This is a genomic window from Melioribacter sp. (assembly GCF_049325435.1).
Lineage (GTDB): Bacteria > Bacteroidota > Ignavibacteria > Ignavibacteriales > Melioribacteraceae > Melioribacter > Melioribacter roseus.
On sequence record NZ_JBMOLD010000013.1, the window covers coordinates 333353 to 352938 of the forward strand.

Below are 19586 nucleotides of genomic sequence, written 5' to 3' on the forward strand. Positions count from 1 at the left end.
GAGTCCCGCTTTAGCCGGGGAAGTATCTCACCGGTATTTGTTTGAGTTTGCTTCGTCGTTCGCATTGCTCACTCCTTGCAAAGACAAAGTTTTTTTAGATATTGCTTCCATCATACCACTCGTTCGCAAAGACCTATACAATTACAATCCGCCATTTGTCATACTGATCAGTCGGAATCTGACGAAGTATCTCCTGCTCAGTTAAGTAAATCAAGTATCACTCAGATTCTTAGTCGTCCCGTCTACGTCGGGACTCCTCAGAATGACTTTTTAATGTATTATAGTTTCGGATTTATAAGCGCGGGACAAAAAAAGTCCCGCATAAGAGCGGGACTTTGAATTACAGGAAGTAAGTAAATTATTAATACATGTCGCCCATACCGTGCGGCATAGCCGGCGCGGCTTTTTCTTCTTCTTTCTTTTCGTAAACAACGGCTTCGGTTGTAATCAACAACGAAGCGACAGAAGCAGCGTTTTCGAGAGCCGTACGCGTAACTTTAGTAGGATCGATAACGCCGGCTTTCATCAGATTTTCATAAGTTTCGGTCTGAGCGTTGAAACCGTAATCGTCTTTGCCTTCGAGAACTTTATTGAGAACAACTGCGCCTTCCAAACCGGCATTGGCAGCAATTTGTTTAAGGGGTTCTTCGAGGGCTTTTTGCACAATACGAACGCCTGTTGTCTGGTCGTCGTTTTCGCCTTTTACTTTGTCGAGCGATTTAATAGCGCGAACCAGAGCAACGCCGCCGCCGGGAATAATGCCTTCTTCAACAGCCGCTCTTGTAGCATGGAGAGCGTCTTCAACGCGGGCTTTCTTTTCTTTCATTTCAACTTCGGTAGCGGCTCCTATTTTCAGAACTGCAACGCCGCCGGACAATTTAGCCAGACGTTCCTGTAATTTTTCTCTGTCGTAATCCGAAGTGGTTTTTTCGATCTGAGCTTTGATTTCGTTGATTCTCTTCTTGATTTCTTCGGGTTTGCCTGCGCCTTCGACAATAGTTGTATTGTCTTTGTCGACGGTAATTCTTTTAGCTCTACCGAGATATTCGATTGTAGCGTTTTCGAGTTTGAAGCCTCTTTCTTCGGAAATTACCGTACCGTTGGTCAGGATTGCAATATCTTCGAGCATGGCTTTACGTCTGTCGCCAAATCCGGGAGCTTTTACGGCGCATACTTTGAGAGTGCCGCGCAATTTATTTACAACCAACGTAGCCAGAGCCTCGCCTTCGAGGTCTTCTGCAATGATCAAGAGATTCTTTCCGGACTGAGCGATTTTTTCAAGAATAGGAAGCAGATCTTTCATTGAGGAAATTTTCTTGTCGTGAATCAGAATGTATGCGTCTTCGAGAACGGCTTCCATAGTTTCCGAATTGGTTACGAAGTAAGGCGAAATGTAACCGCGGTCGAATTGCATACCTTCAACGACTTCTAGAGTAGTTTCGGCGGATTTGCTTTCTTCCACGGTAATAACGCCGTCTTTGCCTACTTTTTCCATAGCGTCGGCAATCAAGTCGCCGATAGCTTTGTCGTTATTTGCGGAGATAGCGCCTACCTGAGCAATTTCGTCGCGTCCGCCGACTTCTTTGCTGATCGATTTTAAATAGTCGATAACTTTAGTAACTGCAAGATCGATACCGCGTTTGAGGTCCATCGGATTTGCGCCGGCGGTAACGTTTTTCAAGCCTTCGCGGAAAATTGCCTGAGCCAAAACGGTAGCGGTTGTAGTGCCGTCGCCTGCAACGTCGCTTGTTTTCGAGGCTACTTCACGAACCATTTGAGCGCCCATATTTTCAATCGGGTCTTCCAATTCGATTTCTTTGGCTACCGTAACGCCGTCTTTGGTTACAGTGGGCGCGCCGAATTTTTTATCGATAACAACATTGCGTCCTTTAGGACCGAGAGTAACTTTAACAGCATTGGCAAGTTTATCAACGCCCATTTTAAGAGCGCTTCTTGCGTCAGTGCTGAATTCAATTATTTTTGCTGCCATAATAATCCTCCTTTTTTATCAAACTTTATTTTTGAACAATTCCGTAGATATCGCTTTCGCGCATAATCAAATATTCTTCGCCGTCAATTTTAACTTCGGTGCCGGAATATTTTCCGTATAATACCGTATCGCCGACTTTAACGTGCATATTAATTAATTTTCCGTCTTCGGTAATTCTGCCCTCTCCTACTGCCACAACAGTGCCTTCAATCGGTTTTTCTTTGGCGGTGTCGGGCAAAATAATTCCGCCTTTGGTGGTTTCTTCGGCTTCTTTCGGTTTTACAATTACTCTGTCAGCCAAAGGTTTAATCTTGAAATCTGCCATACTTCAACCTCCTTTTAATTTTAATTGTATTAGCACTCTTTTTAAGCGAGTGCTAATATAAATTTATTCTATTACTTTGTCAAGTATTTTCTTTGATTTTAGCTGGAAATCGTCGTTTTTAGATAAGACTTGTCGTCTTTTTAATCCTTCTCCACGCTCCGGGCAAAGATATAATCGAGATTTTCGAGCATTTTATCCGGATTAAAGACTTCTTCGACTTCATCTTTCGACAGATATTTTAAAGTCTCTCCGGATTTCAATAGTTCGTCTTTCAGGTTTGTCGATTTATCCTGCCATACCTTCATGGAACAGTCCTGCACAATTTTATACGCTTCTTCGCGGGCAATCCCCTTTTCAACCAATTTGAGGAGAATTTTTTGAGAAAAAATGAGTCCCCGCGTCTTATTAAGATTTTCGATCATATTGTCTGGATAAATTATCAGATTATCGATTAATTTTACGGCAAGATTGAGCATATAATCGAGAGCAATACAACTGTCGGGCAAAATTACTCGTTCGGCGGAAGAATGAGAAATATCTCTTTCGTGCCAGAGGGGTACATTTTCCAAAGCGGCAATCGAATTCGCCCTCAAAATACGCGCAAGTCCGCTCAGCCGTTCGCTAATAATCGGATTTCTTTTATGGGGCATTGCCGAAGATCCTTTTTGTCCTTTTGAAAAATATTCTTCGGCTTCGAGGACTTCCGTGCGCTGCAAATGTCTTATTTCAATTGCAATTTTATCGAGCGTCGTACCGATAATTGCAAGCGTAGTAAGGAATTCCGCATGCCTGTCGCGCTGAACCACCTGAGTCGCCACCGGTTCGGGTTTCAATCCGAGTTTTTGGCAAACGTATTCTTCAACTTGCGGAGTCAAATGGTCAAACGTGCCGACTGCGCCGGAAATTTTACCCACGCTTACATTTTCAACGGCGCGTTCGAGGCGGGCTATATTTCTTTTTGTTTCTTCGTGCCAGAGCGCAAATTTCAGTCCCATGGAATACGGTTCGGCATGAATGCCGTGACTTCGTCCCACGCAAATTGTTCGTTTATGTTCGATAGCTCTTTTCTTTAAAACTTTTTTTAATTCGTACAAATCTTTTAATAACAGTTCCCCCGCTGTTTTTAATTGATAAGCGAGAGACGTATCGAGAACGTCCGACGAAGTCATGCCGTAGTGAATGTGGCGCGAAGCGGGTCCCACATATTCGGCAACATTCGTTAGAAAAGCAATAACGTCGTGTTTTGTGGTTTCTTCAATTTCAAGGATTCTATTCAGATCGAAATTTGCTTTTTCTTTTATTTGTTTAATGTCCTCGTCCGGAATTTCGCCCATTTTATGACGCGCTTCGCAAGCAAGTATTTCCACTTTCAGCCATGTTTCGAATTTGAATTGGTCGCTCCAGATATGCCCCATCTCGGGACGCGTATAACGAGGTATCATTATTTTCTCTCCAATTTCATTTTTTTAATAAGCGTTTTGTTGTCTCTAAGTATTTTGACGTCGATTACGTCGCCGGGCCTGAATTCCTGCAATATGCCGATCAATGTATTTTCGTTGTTTACCTTGAAATGATTAATACCGAGTATGATGTCGTAAACTTTCAAACCGGCTTTATCGGCCGGCGAGTTTTTAGCTACATTGGTAATTATAACGCCGTGGGAACTCTTTAAATCGTATGCTTTTGCGATCGAAGGGTCGATAGTTTGAATGCTGAGTCCCGTCCAAAATTCCCGGTCGATTTTGCCGTTCTCCTTCAATTCTTTTATTACCTTTTTAATTTTATTCGAAGGAATAGCAAAACCTACGCCTACATTGCCGGAAGAACCCTGCGCCGTGTAGATCAAAGTATTCATTCCGATCAACTGACCGAAGGCATTAACAAGAGGACCCCCGCTGTTGCCCGAATTGATTGCCGCGTCGGTTTGAAGCATATCCACATAATAACGGTTGTTTGCAGCGCCCAGGTTCATACCTTTAGCGCTTATTACTCCTACGGTTACTGTCGGCTGGTCGTTTATGTCGAAAAGTCCGAACGGATTGCCGAGAGCGATTACCCATTCGCCGATTAAAATACTGTCCGAGTCTCCGAATTCGATATATGGTAAATTTTTTGCGTCAATTTTGAGCAAACAGATATCCGAGACCGGGTCGGAACCTACGATCTCGGCTTCGTATTGCGAGCCGTCCGTCAATGTAACGATTGCTTCGACTGCATTGCCAGCCACATGATCGTTGGTTAAGATATAACCGTCGGGAGATATTATAGTGCCCGAACCGAGGCTTCGCACCTGCTGGTTGTAAACCCGGTCGCCGAAAAACTGCCTGAAAAACGGATCGAGCGAAAAGATATCTCTGTACTGCCTGATTTCCGTAACGTTAATTCCCACAACTGCTGAATTCACTTTCTTGACTGTCTCGGTAATTATCGTACTTCGAGAATTTGAGATACTGTTATTAACCTGAACAGTATTGACGGGTTTTATATGCGCGTCCGAAGTATCTATAATATTATCGAAATTGTCGACATCCGGTTTTGCCAGAACAAACGCATAGAATAAAACCAGTACGGATGTAGTAACTGCGGAAGAAAGGAGAGCTAATTTCAAATTTTTCATGTCAATCGCCCTTTTTATTTTTTGCGAGCCCCGTAAAATATTCTTTGATCGGTACGATATGTTTGGACAAAATAATCAGCAGCATCAAAGAAACCAGTATGCTGAAATTCATCGTGTCTGCCGCGGAGGGTGAAGCGTATTTATTTAGAATGTCGCCGGAAGTAAACGAAAGCAATCCGGTCAGAAGTGTGGCTGTAAAATTTGCAAAATGGATGTGGCGCCTGAAAAGATACGCAACAAGCCATAGAGCCACCCAGATACCGAGGACGGGAATCGAGATTAGCAGCGCTCCGCCTGCAGCCGTCGCCAATCCCCTGCCTCCTTTGAAGTTAATCCAGAATGAATAACAATGCCCCAAAACCGCTCCGATTAATGCAATCATCATAAATTCGAATTTATGTCCGAAAAGAGATTCTGCGATCCAAACGCTCAGTAATCCTTTCAACGAGTCGATTGCAAAAACAATCAGACCGATTAATTTCGAATTGGTCACTTCGTAAGAATTCATTGCGCCGACATTTCCTGAGCCAGCTTTTGTAACGTCGATATTCTTCTTTCTGAGCAGCAGATATGCCGTGGGAATCGACCCTAACATAACGCCGATTAATAAACTTAAGAGATAATTCATATAACTACCGTTTTTATCTTTACAAATGTACTAAAATTAGGTTTGCGCAGAAAACCTGTCGTTCAACAAGCGAAATAATTAGTAAGTTTCGACAGAAATGTAACGCGGCAGCGGGCTTAATTCTTCCGGTTTAACGCTTCTTTAAAATATTCGAGAGTACGTTTCAAACCTTCGCGTCTCGATATTTTGGGTTCCCATCCGAGAATTTCTCTTGCCTTGGTGATATCCGGTCTTCTCACTTTAGGGTCGTCCTGCGGCAATTCTTTATAGACAATCTTGCTCTCCGAATTACATAATTCAATAACTTCTTCGGCAAATTTTTTCAACGATACTTCGTCCGGATTCCCGATATTGACCGGATAAACTTCGTTCGACATCAACAATTTAAAGATACCGTTCACTAGATCGTCCACGTAGCAGAAACTTCTGGTTTGCGAGCCGTCCCCGAATACCGTTAAATCTTCGCCTTTGAGAGCCTGCATAAAAAACGTGGGAAGAGCTCTGCCGTCGTCGACTCTCATTCTGGGGCCATAAGTATTAAAAATTCTCACGATTCTCGTACTCAGTCCGTGATATCGATGATAAGCCATGGTCATAGCTTCGGCAAATCGTTTGGCTTCGTCGTAAACGCCTCGCGGGCCGACGGGATTAACGTTTCCCCAGTAATCTTCGTTTTGAGGATGAACCAGAGGATCTCCGTATACTTCCGAAGTGGAAGCCAATAAAAAGACCGCATTCTTTTCTTTTGCCAGTCCCAGCGCTTTATGCGTCCCGAGCGAACCGACTTTGAGCGTTTGAATAGGGAGTTTCAGATAATCAATAGGACTTGCGGGCGAGGCAAAGTGGAGAACATAATCGACGTCGTGAGGCACATGAATGTAATTTGTAACGTCGAGTTTAATGAATTGAAAATTTTCATTCCCGAAAAGGTGTTCTATATTTTCGATTCTACCGGTGAGAAGATTATCGAGACAAATGACTTTCATGCCTTCGGAAATCAACCGGTCGCATAAATGCGAGCCGAGAAATCCCGCGCCGCCAGTAATAACCGCAGTTTTTTTTGCCGTCAATTTGCTTTTACCCTGTTTTTCTTGGAACCGTTTGTAGGACTGGAATAATAGTAATAGTATTTATAATAAGAACTGTATCCGCTCCTGTAGTTGAAATTATTCAATACGGTTCCGATAAACGTGGAATTATCGCGGCGCAGTATTTCGACCGATTTTTCGAGCAGGTCAGTCTCCGTAAAGTTTGCGGAAACCACCAAGATGGTTGCATCAACCAACTGAGCCAGTATTTCCGAATCGGTAACCGCAATCAAAGGCGGGGAATCGATTACGACATAATCGTATTCACCCTTCAGCTTCTTAATGAAATTAATCATCTGATCGGAGCCCAGAATTTCAGAAGGATTCGGAGGTATAGTGCCGGCGCTTATATAACTCAAATTATTTACGTCAGTCGTTCTGATAATCTCTTCATAACCGACCTGTCCGAAGAAATAGTCGGTAAACCCCGGATAACGTTTATGACCGAACACATTATGCAGTCTGGGTTTTCTCAGGTCGGCGTCGATGATAATAGTTTTATTATTTGCATAAGCCAGGCTTCCCGCAAGGTTGACTGCGGTTGTGGTTTTGCCTTCCTGGGAGCGCGGCGACGTGACCAGTATTGTCCTTAAAGAATCTTTGTCGATCTTCGAAAACTTAATTCGAGTTCTCAAAGCCCGGTAAGCTTCGCTCGCGCTGGCATCCGGTTTTTTCGAAACAATAAATTCAAGTTCGGGATTCGTTTCAATTCCTTCGATATGAGGTATCCAGGCCAGTATGTTTATATTCCTGTTTTGTATATCTTCCGGAGTTTTAATCGTATTGTCAAAATTATGACGCAGGAATGCGAAGCCCAATCCTAGTCCCACTCCAATAACTAGTCCCGCAAATACAATCAGCAGTCTGTTCGGTTTCGAAGGAATAGTGGGCACAATAGCCGGGTCAATTATCATTACATTGCCGGGAACGGATTGTTCGTTTATAATAGCTTCCTGGTATTTCTCTTCCACCTGCAGATATAATTTTTCGTATGCCTGCTTTTCTCTTGTAAGTCTCGCAAGGTCAATTGAACTCGTAGGAAGTTTATTCAGTCTTTTGTCGTAATCGGCTACAATCTCGCTCAGTTTTTCGTACGAAGCCTTCAGGGATTGGTATTTTACTTCCTCTTCCAGCACTTTTCTGGTAAGTTCTTTAATTTCTTCGGGACTCGAAGCAAGAATGCCGGCACGATAAACCGTCAACTGATTATTAAGTTTTTCCTTCAAATCATTAATCTTAGCGTCGAACTCTCGAATAATTTCCGAGCGTCTGGGCGAATCCTTATAAGACGACAACGCTCTGTCTTTCTGAGTCTGCAGGTCGGCAATTTGCAATTGAAGATTTTTAATGTATGGTTCCGTGGCAAAGCTTTCGATATAATCGTTAATATTCGGGTCTTGTTTAGCGAGTTCGGCTTTATATTGCTTGAGATTATTCTCGGCTATTGTCAGGTCGATTTTGGTCGCGTTCATTTTCGATTCGAAATCGGTCGTTTGTTCGATAAGGGCTCTTGCCTGTTCCGGCAATTCAACGATTCCTTTTTGTTCCTGATAAGTTCTCAACGCTTCTTCTACAGCCGACAATTCAGCCAACTTTTCCTCGCGTTGCTGAGCCAGAAATTCTTTGATAGCCGTCAACTGCTGCCGGTTGTACGTCAAATTGAGTTTTTTATACGCTTCTGCATAACAATTTGCAATCAAAGAAGCTTCGTACGGAGAACGCGATTCCACCGTAATTTCAACTATATCAAGCCCTCGTTTTTGAGAAATATCCACCTCCGATTCCAAAAGTTCAACGATATCCTCAATTGGCATTAATGTGGGCTTGGTGTTTCTGTCTTCTCTATCAACTATCAATTCAAATTTATCCTTGTCCCGGGAAAGCTTAAATGTATCGCTCAGAGTTTCCGCCACCTGGTTTCGCAGTGAATAGCTTTTGAGTATTTCGATTTCGTTTGCAATGAAACGGTCGCTGCCAAAATCCTGAAACTCGGGTATTAAAGGCGCGTCGAGAATACTGCCCTGCGGTTTTGTTATTTTTAGTGTCGTTGTCGATTTATAAATATCCGGGGCATTTAATGCATATACCACCGCCACAATAAGCGCGGTAAGACTTATGACAACTATACTCCCTATATTCAAACGAATCAGGTTTATATAGTCTTTCAGAGAATTATTTTCCTGATAGAAATTATTATCGTTGTTATTCAATTTACCCTCTCTAATTGCGTGTAATATTTAATATGAGAATAGTCAACGATATCAAAGCGCTAAGTATCGAGACAATAATGCTTACGGTTTCCCGAGTATATAATCTGGGCGCGCCGGGCACGACCAATACATCGCCGGCTTCCAGATGCGGCAATCTGATTTCCTTGGATTCAAGTTCCGATTCGTACATTATATCGTTGTAATTAACTTTTATTAAACTTTGACTCGAATCGGGATTAATCCTGTAAATTCTCAAATCGTCCAGATGAGCCGCGTCCGTAGGTCCTCCGGCATACGAAAGAAGATCAAGCACCGATGTGTAAATCGGCACAATATATTTGCCGGGATATTTAACAAAGCCCCATACGGCCACTTTAATATTCACCGACTCGGGATCGGATAAATCGAAATAGCCGGATTGCTGGTTGTATCTCTGCAAAAGAGACGAACCCAATTCGTAATCTTTAACTTGACCGGATACATTAGTTACAATAAATAGCGCTGCAAAAAGAGCTAATAATTTTTTCATGACCCTCGCTTTCCTTTCTAATCAGTTTGAAGGGACAACCTTCTGGATGAAATAAAGCCGCCCATAAGTCCCAGAGAAATTCCAAGCAGTAATATAAACAAATAAATTACATTAATAAACTTAACAAAGTTAATATTATTTAAAATTTCAGTCAACAACAATTCTAACAAGTAAACGATTGCCAGAGCCGCTAATGAAGAGAAGATCCCGACCAGAACGCCATAGAGAATAATTGGAATTTTCAATGTAATTAATTTTGCGCCTACAAGTTTCATTGTTCGGTATAATTGAGAATTGGCTTCAATTTGGAGCCTGCTATTGGTATATACCAGATAGACCGATAATATGACAAGAGCCGCGGAAAAAAGATAGATCAAGAATTGCAGCGAACCGAGATAATTAAATAATTTTATCACAAAATCATAATCGTATATTACATCCGTAACGCCGGATATTTTTCTGATTCTCTCAACTTCCTTTTCGAAATTTCGGGGATTAATTCTATCCGGGTTGAATTTAACGACAAACGAGCGCGGCAGCGGATTCTCGCTCAAAATTTCTCTGAAATCTTCTCCGGTTTCCCTTATAAACTCCTCGGCGGCTTCGTCTTTATCGATAAAACGTACATTGGAAATCGACGATATTCCAGTCAAAAGCGTTTCGATTTCCTTTACCTGATTGTCGTTCAAATAATCGTCGACGAAAACCGACACTTCAATATTCCGTTTGATTTTATCGGCTAACTTTGAGGAAAAATAGATCATGCCCGCCGAAAAGCCGCACATCAGAACGGCTATTGTCGTTATGGAAACTATAACTATTGCGGCAAACGGAGAACGTTTGAAAATCTTAAAAGCTTCCTTAAAATAAAATGATATCATTATTTTTCCCTAATAATTCGATTCGTCGATCCAGCGGTAAATCTGCCATTTGTTGTTGGTTTTTATAAGTTCGAGATTTACCTTGCCGTCGATATACTCGATATCGACCGGCGAAAAAGACACGGTTAAATTAAAACTCCTTATAATATGCGTCGAATCGCCGCTCATTATTATTATGTTGTTCCATATCAAATCGAGACGTTGTGTGTTTTGAAAAAGTCCGTATGTGGTTTTCATCTCCTCGTCCCTGCCCCAGCTTACGTCGTATCCTTTATCGTAATCGCGGTATGTAAATATAAAATCCGGGTGAAGCAGTTGGCTGTATATCAAAGTATCCTTAAACGTATATGCATATTGAAAATTCTTGAAGACGCCTTCGATGTCGCTCTGGTTGCTTATCAGTCGATCGCTGCCGCCAATCGAATCGTCCAGTTTGGGCGCAAAGGGATTGACGCACCCGGACATAATAAACAACAATATGTAGGCTATCGGTCTGTTAATTTGAAATTCTCCCTTTTAGATCGCTCCAGCATTGGGAAGATTCGCTTTTATAATCCCTCCATTCCACAATGACCCACTGTTCCCGCGAATCTTTATATACGCTCATTTGAGAAGAGCCTTTATATTCTCCGCCGAGAGCTTTATTTGTGGAATTGACGACGAGCGAATAATCGAAAACATAAATTACGCTGTCGCTAAATCTGCTTTCGTTCAAATTTTCCAACGATAAATTTATGTTTTTACCTTCGGGTAAATTAGCTTTCAAATTTTCAAGAAACAGACGCTCGGAGTTCAAATCCCAATTGTTCAAAGCCGGATTCGTTGCAAGGGCTTCGCCCGCAGGAATAAATTTATATTCTTTATCGAGAAAATTTTTGTCAACGAAACAAGCCAGATAATTTTCCGTAATTTTTTCCTCAATCGAAAATTCGAAATTCCTGAGCAAAATTTCCGGCGAAGTTGCGGCTATAAAATTAGAGCTCGGTTTAACCGGTTCTTCCGCCTCGCGCGTGGTAACCAAATCGCAAGCCGCTAGTAAAATTATTAATATCGATATGTATCCGGCGCATTTCATTTTTTTAAAAACATAATTAATCGGGGAGTATCTTCCGCGTACGAATTTCCGTTATAATCGCCGTATAAATTAACCAATTTGTATCCAATTTGCTCAAATTTCTTTTGAAGCGTTTTCGAGTCGTATAGCTTTACGGATTCATAAAATGTTTTTCTGTTCCCGCCGTAATCAATTATTATTTCTTTAATTACGCGATCTTTTCCGATCCTGCGTTTTTCAGTAATAATTACCCCGTTTATTTTTCTTACAGTTTCTTCTTCGAGGTTATTTTCCAGATACGTTTTATTCAGATAATCGAAAACATACCAGCCGCCCGTTTTAAGGAAATTGTAAGACCTTTCCAAAAAAGAAAAATTTTCATCGTCGCTTTTAAAATAACCGAAGCTGGTAAACAAATTCAGGATAATATCGAAACGGGCTTTGAAACAAATCCGTCTTATATCGGCTCGAATCAATTTGATATTCAAATTCGATTCGGCGGCTTTTTTGCGGGCTCTGTCGAGGAATAATTTACTGAGGTCGAATCCCACGACGTCGTATCCCTTCGAGGCAAAAAAGAGAGCGTGTCTGCCGAATCCGCATGCTGCGTCGAGTATCAATGCATTTTTTTTCAGGCGGGTTTCTCTTAAAATTAATTCGCCGAGCAGGCGCGCATCGCTTAGATCGCGGTGGTTGTAAACGTTAAAATATTCTTCCGAAGAAAACCAGTCTTTATACCAATTCTCCATCACAATTGAATTCTTCCGCTAAAAGCGCGTCCGATTGTTGCCGGGTCGGCAAATTCGAGGTCGCCCCCTATCGGCAATCCTCTAGCAATTCGACTTACTTTGACGGGATACTCTTTTAATATCTTCGTTAAGTAGAGCGAAGTGGCGTCTCCCTCGGCGTCGGGATTTAACGCCAGTATTATTTCGTTTATTCCGCCCGACTCAATTCTTTTAATAAGTTCTCCGATGTGGAGTTTGTCGGGCGTAATATCCGAAAGCGGATTCAATACGCCGCCGAGTACGTGATACGCCCCGTTGTATTCGTTGGTCTTTTCGATTGCAATAACGTCGCTAATTTCTTCCACCACGCAAACTACAGAATGGTCGCGTTTAGGACTTTTGCAAATGTCGCATTTTTCTTCGACCGACAGATTGAAGCAGACTTCGCAAAAACAGAGATCGTTTTTTAAAGCGCTGATTGCATCGACGAGCGACTCTACAGCGTCTTTGTCGCTTTTTAACAGATGCAGCGCCAATCGTTGAGCGGTCTTCTTTCCTATCGAAGGAAGTTTGCTCAACTCGTCAATCGCTCTTTGTAAAGGTTCGGCAATTAGCAATTTAGAATCCCGGTATGTTCATTCCAGGCGGAATCATGCCTTTTGTAACGGAAGCCAATTCTTCTTCAGCCATTTTGGAGGCGGATTCCAACGCTTTGTTGACCGCCGCAATGATAAGGTCTTCGATCATTTCCTTATCGTTGCTTTTGATAATTTCGTCGTCTATATCGATCGAAACAATCTCTTTTTTTCCGTTGGCGGTCACCTTCACCATACCTCCGCCGCTTTCTTCGGTAACTGTTTTACTGCCCAATTCTTCCTGGACTTTAGCCATTTCAGCCTGCATCTTCTGAATTTGCTTGAGCATATTTTGCATATTGAAATTCATCTTTCCTCCGGTTTATAATATTCGTACCGCAAAATTATCAAAAAAAATTAACACAAGAAATTAAGTAAATAAAATATTAGATTAGTATGGTTTATAAAAATTTTCTGAAAAATATGATAGCAAAATACGGTTTAAATACATTCATTTTAATGGCGGCAATTTCCGCGCTGCTCATTCTTGCCGGAATTTTCGTAAATAACGGATGGATTAAATACGGGCTGATAATTATCGGTTTTCTTTTTTTGATATTTAATTTGAATTTTTTCCGGGATCCTGAGAGGACTCCTCCCGACAGAAACGACGTAATTGTATCCCCCGCGGACGGCGAAGTTCTGTTCGTCAAAGAAGTTTACGAAAAAAGATTCATCGACGACGAAGCCATTCAGGTGTCGGTTTTCATGTCGCCTTTGAACGTGCACGTAAATCGAATTCCGATAGACGGCAAAGTCGAATATCTTAATTATGTCAAAGGCGATTATCTGATGGCGTTTTACGATAAATCGGATTTAAGAAACGAACGAAGCGAAATCGGAATCCGATCCAGATACGGGAAAGTCCTTTTTACTCAAGTGGCGGGTTTTATAGCAAGAAGAATCGTATACGAACTCAAAGAGGGCGACACGGTTAAAATGGGCGATCGTTTCGGAATGATTAAATTCGGCAGCCGTTCGGACATTATCGTGCCGAAAAAATGGACTCCCGCTGTTAAACCGGGAGACAAAGTTAAAGCCGGCGAATCAATTTTATTCGAGTACAAAAATGACTAATTCAAAATCGTTTGTTGCCAATTTTGTAACATCGCTTAATTTATTCTGCGGATTCCTGTCGATTGTTTATACGTCGCACGGGAATTACAAACTTGCCGCTATTTTTATTATAATGGCCGCAATCTTCGATACGCTCGACGGAATTATTGCGCGGCTTTTGAGCACATCGAGCCGCTTCGGAGTCGAACTCGATTCGCTTTCGGACGTAGTAAGTTTCGGCGCCGCGCCCTCTTTTCTGATTTATAAGGCATACACTTATCAATTCGGTCTGCCGGGAATTATAATCGGCTCGCTCATACTTATCTTCGGAGCGTTCCGGTTGGCTCGCTTCAACATTATGGTCGAAGACCTGAACACGAAAGGAGATTTTACCGGACTGCCGATACCGCTTTCGGCTTTGACGATTTCCACTCTCGTTTTTTCATATTCCACCGATAACGGAATGACGCAGCCGTTCGACATTTTTATAATACCCCTGATACTATTGCTCTCTTTTCTGATGGTAAGCAAAGTGCGCTACAATGCGCTTCCGAAATTGAAGGACAAAAAAATTAAAGAAAAAATCGTTTTATTTGTAACGTTGATTATCGCATTGTTTCTCGCTTTCGCTACAAACGGAAGAATTTTGTTTTTCATTTTTCTATCAATAGTGCTCTTTGGTATATTTAGACATCTTTATTTTTTCTTTTTTTCAAAAAATCAGATTTTAGAAACGACGCAGGAGAAGTAAATTGTTCAAAGCAACAGTAATAGTTAAAAGAAGGCCTACAATTTTAGACCCGCAGGGGAAAGCCGTTGAGCAGGGAGCCAAATTACTCGGCTTTAACAACGTTAAAAACACTCGCATCGGAAAATATATCGAGTTTTTTATCGACACAGACGACAGAGAAGCCGCCGAAAAAGAACTCAAAGAATACAGCGAAAAGCTCCTCTCCAATCCGATAATGGAAGATTTTGAATATCATTTGGAACAAGTAAAACAGAAAAATTAAAATGAAGATAAAATTTGGTGTTGTAGTTTTTCCCGGCGCTAATTGCGACCACGACGCTTATTACGCTCTTAAAAAAATTCTCGGTTACGATACCGAATTCTTGTGGCACAAAGATTCCGACCTGAAAGGCTCGAACGTAATATTGCTGCCCGGAGGTTTTTCCTACGGCGACTATCTGAGAACTGGCGCAATTGCACGCTTTTCCCCCATTATGGACGAAGTAATTAAATTTGCCGACGGCGGAGGCATTGTAATCGGCATTTGCAACGGATTTCAAATACTCCTGGAAACCGGTCTTCTCCCCGGCGTAATGCAAAAGAACATTAATTTGAAATTTATTTGCAAAGACGTCTACCTGAAAGTGGAAAATAAGAACACTCTCTTTACAAAACTTGTAGATAAAGACGTAATTAAAATCCCGATTGCCCACGGCGAAGGAAATTATTATACGGACGAAAAAACATTGCACGAACTTGAAAAAAACAATCAAGTAGTATTCCGTTATTCGGACATCAACGGAAACGTAACTCCGGAAGCAAATCCCAACGGCTCGCTCAACAACATAGCGGGAATAATAAATAAAGAAGGCAACGTTCTCGGTATGATGCCCCACCCCGAAAGGGCGTGCGATACGGCGTTATCCAGAACGGACGGAGCTTTAATTTTTAAGTCGATTGCTGAAAGTTTTTATAAATAAGGAGGATGAATTATGTTTGGAAACTTAGGCGCATCTGAGATTATTCTGATTGTGCTTGCAATTTTGATTCTTTTCGGCGCAAAGAAAATTCCGGAAGTCGCTCAAGGCATCGGTAAAGGTATGAAAGAGTTCAAAAAGGCAATCCGGGAAGTGGAAGAAGACATTAAATCGATAGACAAAGTCGACTCGAAAAAAGAAACCGAAAAGGATAAATCCGAAACTTCAAATTAATCACGGTGATTTAATTGGCTCAATACAGAAACCACTCGGAAAAAACGGAATTAATTAAATCGGGAAAACTTTCGTTAAGAAAAAACGTTGAAGAATTCCTTCGTAAAATCGAAGACAATAAAGAGCTCAACGCTTTTAATTTTGTTTTTGACGATGCGTTATCGGAAGCCGATAAAATTGAAGAAAAAATCAAAAGCGGCAATGCAGGCAAATTGGCGGGAATGGTAATATCCGTCAAAGACGTCCTCTCAATAAAAAACCGTCCGATGACCTGCTCGTCGAAAATATTGGAAAACTACGAAGCCGTCTATACAGCTACGGCGGTTCAAAAATTAATCGACGAGGACGCCATTATAATCGGAAAAACAAACTGCGACGAATTTGCGATGGGTTCGTCGAACGAGAATTCCGCATTCGGCATAGTTCGAAATCCGCACGATAAAGAACGCGTGCCCGGAGGCTCAAGCGGCGGCTCGGCAGTTTCTGTCGCGGCAGGATTGTGCGACGCTTCCATAGGCACCGACACCGGAGGATCGATTCGTCAACCTGCGGCTTTTTGCGGCGTCTACGGTCTCAAACCAACTTACGGAAGAGTTTCAAGATACGGTTTGACCGCATTTGCATCGTCTTTCGATACTGTCGGTCCTTTTGCAAATTCGGTCGACGATATTGCCCTGATTTTAAGCGTTCTAGCCGGTAAAGATCCGAAGGATTCGACAAGCCGGGAGATTGAAGTTCCCGATTTCGATTTGACCGGAAACGGACCGGAAAAATTCACCGTGGGAATACCGAAAGAATACCTCAATCCATCGAGCGAAGGCGGACTCGACCCGGAAATTAAAGAAGCCGTAGAGAATCAAATTAATATTCTAAAGAAAAACGGATACGAAGTTAAGGAGATATCGCTGCCCCACACGGAATACTCAATTGCCACTTATTATATATTGACGACTGCCGAAGCCTCTTCGAATTTATCGCGTTACGACGGAGCGCATTACGGTTACCGGTCGGACAAAGCGAATAATTTATTCGATATGTACACCGAATCGAGAACAGAAGGATTCGGCAAAGAAGTAAAGCGCAGAATTATGCTGGGAACTTACGTTCTCTCGGCAGGATATTACGACGCTTACTACAGAAAAGCTCAAAAAGTAAGACGACATCTAAAAGAAGATTTCGATAAAGCCTTCGAGCAGGCAGACATAATATTGACTCCCACAACGCCTACGGTAGCATTCAAAATCGGCGAAAAATCAGCCGACCCGCTCCAAATGTATTTGAGCGATATTTTTACCACGCCGGCAAATCTGGCGGGTATACCCGGAATTAATATTCCTATCGGAAAAAACTCGGACGGTATGCCGATCGGGCTCCAGTTGATGGCCAATCATTTTGAGGAACTTAAATTGCTCCGGTTTGCCAAACAGCTGGAGAAGATGAAATAAATTAATTCGAGAAATTTCGGGTATATTTCAAATTCCTTTCTTAATTTTGTAAGAAATATAAACAAACTACGGGAAAAATTATGAGTATCCTTCTCGACAAAAGAACGCGCGTATTAGTTCAGGGAATAACCGGAGGCGAAGGTTCTTTCCATACCCGTCAAATGCTCGAATACGGAACCAAAGTTGTCGCCGGAGTAACTCCCGGCAAAGGCGGACAGAAATTCGAAGATACCGACATACCCATTTTCAATACCGTCAAAGAAGCGGTAAAAGAAACCAAAGCAACAGCTTCGGCTATCTTTGTGCCGCCGGCTTTTGCTGCCGACGCAATTCTTGAGGCAGCCGACGCGGGCATTAAATTAATCGTCTGTATTACCGAAGGCATTCCAGCCAGGGATATGGTTCGTGTCTATAATTCATTAAAAGGAAAAGACGTGCGTTTGATCGGTCCGAACTGTCCGGGCATTATATCGCCCGGAAAAGCAAAAATCGGAATTATGCCCGGCTTCATCCATAAAAAAGGAAAGGTTGGCATTGTTTCGCGAAGCGGAACTTTAACTTACGAAGCTGTCAAACAATTATCCGATCTGGGCATCGGACAATCGACGTGCGTAGGAATCGGAGGCGACCCTGTGATCGGCTCCCGTTTTATCGACATTATTAAATTGATGAACGAAGACGAAGGCACCGAAGGTATCGTTATGATCGGCGAAATCGGCGGAACAGCCGAAGAAGAAGCTGCCGAATATATTAAAAAGCACGTCAAAAAACCGGTAGTCGGATTCATCGCAGGTCGTACCGCTCCTCCGGGAAGACGGATGGGACACGCCGGAGCCATCATATCGGGAGGTAAAGGCACTGCCGCTGAAAAAATGGCGGCTCTCAAAAAGGCGGGAATTCACGTCGTCGAAAGTCCCGCTGAAATCGGAATCACGATGAAAAAAGCTTTGGAAAAAAATCAAAAAAGAAATAAATAAAGGAGAAATAAATTGAGCAGAACTCTTGCTATTCTTAAACCCGACTGCGTCCGCAAGGAATTAATCGGAAAAGTAATAAGTCATATTCAAAGCGCCGGATTTAAAATTGCGGCAATGAAAATGGTTAAACTTACGCCCGACGCCGCAAAAGGATTTTACGAAGTGCACAAGGAAAGACCGTTTTTTCACGAACTGATTTCATATATGACATCGGGTCCGTGCGTGCCTATTGTGCTCGAAAAAGAAAATGCCGTTGAAGATTTCCGCAAATTGATAGGCGCCACAGACCCTGCAAAAGCCGAAGAAGGCACTATCAGAAAAATGTACGCCGAAAACATTCAGGAAAATATCGTTCACGGCTCCGACTCGGACGAAAACGCGGCAAAAGAAATCGCTCATTTCTTTTCAAGAAAAGAATTATTAGAAATCAACGGATGGGAAGAATAAAATGAAAAACAGATTAATTGCCCTGCTTCTCTTTGCGATCATTGCAGGATGCTCGGGCGAAAAAGATAATAATCAGAACTCCGCCGAACTCAAAGAGATCGATCTGAAAGGCAAATCGGTAACTGTCGACTATAAATTCTCCAAAGGCGATAACATTAAGTATAAACTGACTACGATAACCGCTGCAAACGAGACAATTCAAGCCGACTCGCTCATTGAATCCAAATCGAACGAAAACACGATTTATCAATTCGACATTAACGTCATCGAAGTTGAACCGGACAATACTGCAGAGCTGGGAATTACGATTTCGTCTTTGAAAATAGACGCCGACATTAACGGACAAAAATTCGTTTACGATGCAAACGCTGAAAACGACCGGGAACAGAATCAAAAATTCATCCAGTATTACGCAATTCACAACGTGCCCTACCGAGCCAGAGTTAGCAATAAAGGAGAAGTCCTCGAAGTTTCGCGGCTCGACAAAATGGTCGACAAGATGAACTCGCTACAGCCTGACAATCAGAAACTTACAACGGAACAAAAAGTACAAATCTCAAAAAGTATCGGAGACGCAATCATAAGACCGCTTACTCAATTAATTTTCAGAGAACTTCCCGATAAGCAACTGGCGCTCGATTCTACATGGGTAAAGAGCTATCCTTCCCAGCTGAGCGTATTCAACATCAGCAACAACGTAACCTACAAAGTGGACGGTTTTGTTGAATACGACGGCAACCGGGCAGTTAACGTAAGCGCGGATTTAAATACAACTTGGTCGGGGAATAAAAGCGGCGAAGAAAACGGCATCAAATACAGTTTCGAAGATCCGAAAATCGAAGGCGAAGGAAAAATCCTTTTCGATATCGACCGAGGTCTTCTTATAAAATCGGAAACGGGAACTACGGTAGAATTGAAAGCCAATCTCGAAATGCTCAATTCGATGCAGCAGAAAATCAAAACCGTTCGAAAAGATATTACGACAAACAAAAATATTATTGAACTGCTATAAAAATGCCTGCCCGTTAGCCAACG

Annotated in this window: 23 protein-coding genes; 9 read left to right on the top strand and 14 right to left on the bottom strand. The window is 42.2% G+C overall.

The features are described from left to right. Nucleotides 1-361: 361 nt before the first annotated feature. The 14 genes from groL to ACOYVE_RS10550 form a co-directional block, all read right to left on the bottom strand. On the bottom strand, nt 362-1990 hold the full coding sequence (gene groL / locus ACOYVE_RS10485) for a chaperonin GroEL (RefSeq protein ID WP_014857353.1): 1629 nt from the start codon (nt 1988-1990) through the stop codon (nt 362-364). A 25-nt stretch (nt 1991-2015) separates the two neighbouring features. Then, the gene (gene groES / locus ACOYVE_RS10490) at nt 2016-2315 is read right to left on the bottom strand and encodes a co-chaperone GroES (RefSeq protein ID WP_014857354.1); all 300 of its coding nucleotides are present in this window, start codon (nt 2313-2315) and stop codon (nt 2016-2018) included. A 140-nt stretch (nt 2316-2455) separates the two neighbouring features. Next, nucleotides 2456-3757 (bottom strand): adenylosuccinate lyase, encoded by a 1302-nt coding sequence (purB, locus tag ACOYVE_RS10495; protein WP_422881849.1) that lies wholly within the window; start codon nt 3755-3757, stop codon nt 2456-2458. Further along, nucleotides 3757-4932 (bottom strand): S1C family serine protease, encoded by a 1176-nt coding sequence (locus tag ACOYVE_RS10500; RefSeq protein WP_014857356.1) that lies wholly within the window; start codon nt 4930-4932, stop codon nt 3757-3759. The genes purB and ACOYVE_RS10500 overlap by 1 nt, the downstream gene beginning before the upstream one ends. A 1-nt stretch (nt 4933) precedes the next feature. Continuing rightward, on the bottom strand, nt 4934-5560 hold the full coding sequence (locus ACOYVE_RS10505) for a glycerol-3-phosphate acyltransferase (RefSeq protein WP_014857357.1): 627 nt from the start codon (nt 5558-5560) through the stop codon (nt 4934-4936). 116 nt (nt 5561-5676) lie between these two features. Further along, nucleotides 5677-6630: a UDP-glucuronic acid decarboxylase family protein gene (locus ACOYVE_RS10510; protein WP_014857358.1), complete on the bottom strand. Its 954-nt coding sequence runs from the start codon at nt 6628-6630 to the stop codon at nt 5677-5679. Next, nucleotides 6627-8858: a GumC family protein gene (locus ACOYVE_RS10515; protein WP_014857359.1), complete on the bottom strand. Its 2232-nt coding sequence runs from the start codon at nt 8856-8858 to the stop codon at nt 6627-6629. The genes ACOYVE_RS10510 and ACOYVE_RS10515 overlap by 4 nt, the downstream gene beginning before the upstream one ends. A gap of 10 nt (nt 8859-8868) precedes the next feature. Beyond that, complete coding sequence (locus ACOYVE_RS10520) at nt 8869-9387, bottom strand: SLBB domain-containing protein (RefSeq protein ID WP_014857360.1); 519 nt, start codon at nt 9385-9387, stop codon at nt 8869-8871. Between the two features lie 17 nt (nt 9388-9404). After that, nucleotides 9405-10268, bottom strand: coding sequence for a cell division protein FtsX (locus tag ACOYVE_RS10525; RefSeq protein WP_014857361.1), 864 nt, complete (start codon nt 10266-10268; stop codon nt 9405-9407). A 9-nt stretch (nt 10269-10277) separates the two neighbouring features. Further along, entirely contained in the window at nt 10278-10733 is a 456-nt protein-coding gene (locus ACOYVE_RS10530; RefSeq protein WP_041356699.1) for a hypothetical protein, read from the bottom strand. Nucleotides 10734-10764: 31 nt separating this feature from the next. Beyond that, the gene (locus ACOYVE_RS10535; protein WP_014857363.1) at nt 10765-11343 is read right to left on the bottom strand and encodes a hypothetical protein; all 579 of its coding nucleotides are present in this window, start codon (nt 11341-11343) and stop codon (nt 10765-10767) included. Then, the gene (locus ACOYVE_RS10540) at nt 11340-12071 is read right to left on the bottom strand and encodes a class I SAM-dependent methyltransferase (RefSeq protein ID WP_014857364.1); all 732 of its coding nucleotides are present in this window, start codon (nt 12069-12071) and stop codon (nt 11340-11342) included. Before ACOYVE_RS10540 ends, ACOYVE_RS10535 begins: the two co-directional genes overlap by 4 nt. Beyond that, nucleotides 12071-12667, bottom strand: coding sequence for a recombination mediator RecR (recR, locus tag ACOYVE_RS10545; protein WP_014857365.1), 597 nt, complete (start codon nt 12665-12667; stop codon nt 12071-12073). The genes ACOYVE_RS10540 and recR overlap by 1 nt, the downstream gene beginning before the upstream one ends. Before the next feature lies 1 nt (nt 12668). Next, nucleotides 12669-12995 (bottom strand): YbaB/EbfC family nucleoid-associated protein, encoded by a 327-nt coding sequence (locus ACOYVE_RS10550; RefSeq protein ID WP_014857366.1) that lies wholly within the window; start codon nt 12993-12995, stop codon nt 12669-12671. 86 nt (nt 12996-13081) lie between these two features. Here ACOYVE_RS10550 and ACOYVE_RS10555 point away from each other — a divergent pair, with 86 nt between their 5' ends. The 9 genes from ACOYVE_RS10555 to ACOYVE_RS10595 all read left to right on the top strand — a co-directional run bounded on the left by ACOYVE_RS10555 (nt 13082) and on the right by ACOYVE_RS10595 (nt 19563). Then, nucleotides 13082-13762 (top strand): phosphatidylserine decarboxylase family protein, encoded by a 681-nt coding sequence (locus ACOYVE_RS10555; protein WP_422881853.1) that lies wholly within the window; start codon nt 13082-13084, stop codon nt 13760-13762. After that, nucleotides 13755-14492: a CDP-diacylglycerol--serine O-phosphatidyltransferase gene (gene pssA, locus ACOYVE_RS10560; RefSeq protein WP_422881855.1), complete on the top strand. Its 738-nt coding sequence runs from the start codon at nt 13755-13757 to the stop codon at nt 14490-14492. The genes ACOYVE_RS10555 and pssA overlap by 8 nt, the downstream gene beginning before the upstream one ends. A gap of 1 nt (nt 14493) precedes the next feature. Continuing rightward, the gene (purS, locus tag ACOYVE_RS10565; protein WP_014857369.1) at nt 14494-14754 is read left to right on the top strand and encodes a phosphoribosylformylglycinamidine synthase subunit PurS; all 261 of its coding nucleotides are present in this window, start codon (nt 14494-14496) and stop codon (nt 14752-14754) included. A gap of 1 nt (nt 14755) precedes the next feature. Next, complete coding sequence (gene purQ, locus ACOYVE_RS10570; RefSeq protein WP_422881857.1) at nt 14756-15451, top strand: phosphoribosylformylglycinamidine synthase subunit PurQ; 696 nt, start codon at nt 14756-14758, stop codon at nt 15449-15451. A 12-nt stretch (nt 15452-15463) separates the two neighbouring features. Next, a complete protein-coding gene (locus tag ACOYVE_RS10575; protein WP_422881859.1) occupies nt 15464-15682 on the top strand; it encodes a Sec-independent protein translocase subunit TatA/TatB in 219 nt (72 codons plus the stop codon). A 14-nt stretch (nt 15683-15696) separates the two neighbouring features. Next, the gene (gene gatA / locus ACOYVE_RS10580; protein ID WP_422881860.1) at nt 15697-17127 is read left to right on the top strand and encodes an Asp-tRNA(Asn)/Glu-tRNA(Gln) amidotransferase subunit GatA; all 1431 of its coding nucleotides are present in this window, start codon (nt 15697-15699) and stop codon (nt 17125-17127) included. A gap of 80 nt (nt 17128-17207) precedes the next feature. Beyond that, nucleotides 17208-18104: a succinate--CoA ligase subunit alpha gene (gene sucD / locus ACOYVE_RS10585; RefSeq protein WP_422881861.1), complete on the top strand. Its 897-nt coding sequence runs from the start codon at nt 17208-17210 to the stop codon at nt 18102-18104. Nucleotides 18105-18116: 12 nt separating this feature from the next. After that, nucleotides 18117-18551 carry a nucleoside-diphosphate kinase gene (ndk, locus tag ACOYVE_RS10590; RefSeq protein ID WP_422881863.1) on the top strand — a complete coding sequence of 145 codons (435 nt, stop codon included), beginning with the start codon at nt 18117-18119 and terminating at the stop codon, nt 18549-18551. A 1-nt stretch (nt 18552) separates the two neighbouring features. Next, nucleotides 18553-19563 carry a DUF6263 family protein gene (locus tag ACOYVE_RS10595; RefSeq protein WP_422881864.1) on the top strand — a complete coding sequence of 337 codons (1011 nt, stop codon included), beginning with the start codon at nt 18553-18555 and terminating at the stop codon, nt 19561-19563. Nucleotides 19564-19586 lie beyond the last annotated feature (23 nt).

Bases quoted from the DNA above. Each gene is read 5' to 3' on its own strand.
- ACOYVE_RS10550 (WP_014857366.1), bottom strand. From the start codon at position 12,995: ATGAATTTCAATATGCAAAATATGCTCAAGCAAATTCAGAAGATGCAG.
- groL (WP_014857353.1), bottom strand. From the start codon at position 1,990: ATGGCAGCAAAAATAATTGAATTCAGCACTGACGCAAGAAGCGCTCTT.
- groES (WP_014857354.1), bottom strand. From the start codon at position 2,315: ATGGCAGATTTCAAGATTAAACCTTTGGCTGACAGAGTAATTGTAAAA.
- ACOYVE_RS10530 (WP_041356699.1), bottom strand. From the start codon at position 10,733: ATGTCCGGGTGCGTCAATCCCTTTGCGCCCAAACTGGACGATTCGATT.
- ACOYVE_RS10575 (WP_422881859.1), top strand. From the start codon at position 15,464: ATGTTTGGAAACTTAGGCGCATCTGAGATTATTCTGATTGTGCTTGCA.
- purB (WP_422881849.1), bottom strand. From the start codon at position 3,757: ATGATACCTCGTTATACGCGTCCCGAGATGGGGCATATCTGGAGCGAC.
- ACOYVE_RS10540 (WP_014857364.1), bottom strand. From the start codon at position 12,071: ATGGAGAATTGGTATAAAGACTGGTTTTCTTCGGAAGAATATTTTAAC.
- ACOYVE_RS10520 (WP_014857360.1), bottom strand. From the start codon at position 9,387: ATGAAAAAATTATTAGCTCTTTTTGCAGCGCTATTTATTGTAACTAAT.
- ACOYVE_RS10525 (WP_014857361.1), bottom strand. From the start codon at position 10,268: ATGATATCATTTTATTTTAAGGAAGCTTTTAAGATTTTCAAACGTTCT.
- ACOYVE_RS10555 (WP_422881853.1), top strand. From the start codon at position 13,082: ATGGTTTATAAAAATTTTCTGAAAAATATGATAGCAAAATACGGTTTA.
- ACOYVE_RS10595 (WP_422881864.1), top strand. From the start codon at position 18,553: ATGAAAAACAGATTAATTGCCCTGCTTCTCTTTGCGATCATTGCAGGA.
- pssA (WP_422881855.1), top strand. From the start codon at position 13,755: ATGACTAATTCAAAATCGTTTGTTGCCAATTTTGTAACATCGCTTAAT.
- ACOYVE_RS10505 (WP_014857357.1), bottom strand. From the start codon at position 5,560: ATGAATTATCTCTTAAGTTTATTAATCGGCGTTATGTTAGGGTCGATT.
- purQ (WP_422881857.1), top strand. From the start codon at position 14,756: ATGAAGATAAAATTTGGTGTTGTAGTTTTTCCCGGCGCTAATTGCGAC.
- ACOYVE_RS10535 (WP_014857363.1), bottom strand. From the start codon at position 11,343: ATGAAATGCGCCGGATACATATCGATATTAATAATTTTACTAGCGGCT.
- ACOYVE_RS10500 (WP_014857356.1), bottom strand. From the start codon at position 4,932: ATGAAAAATTTGAAATTAGCTCTCCTTTCTTCCGCAGTTACTACATCC.
- sucD (WP_422881861.1), top strand. From the start codon at position 17,208: ATGAGTATCCTTCTCGACAAAAGAACGCGCGTATTAGTTCAGGGAATA.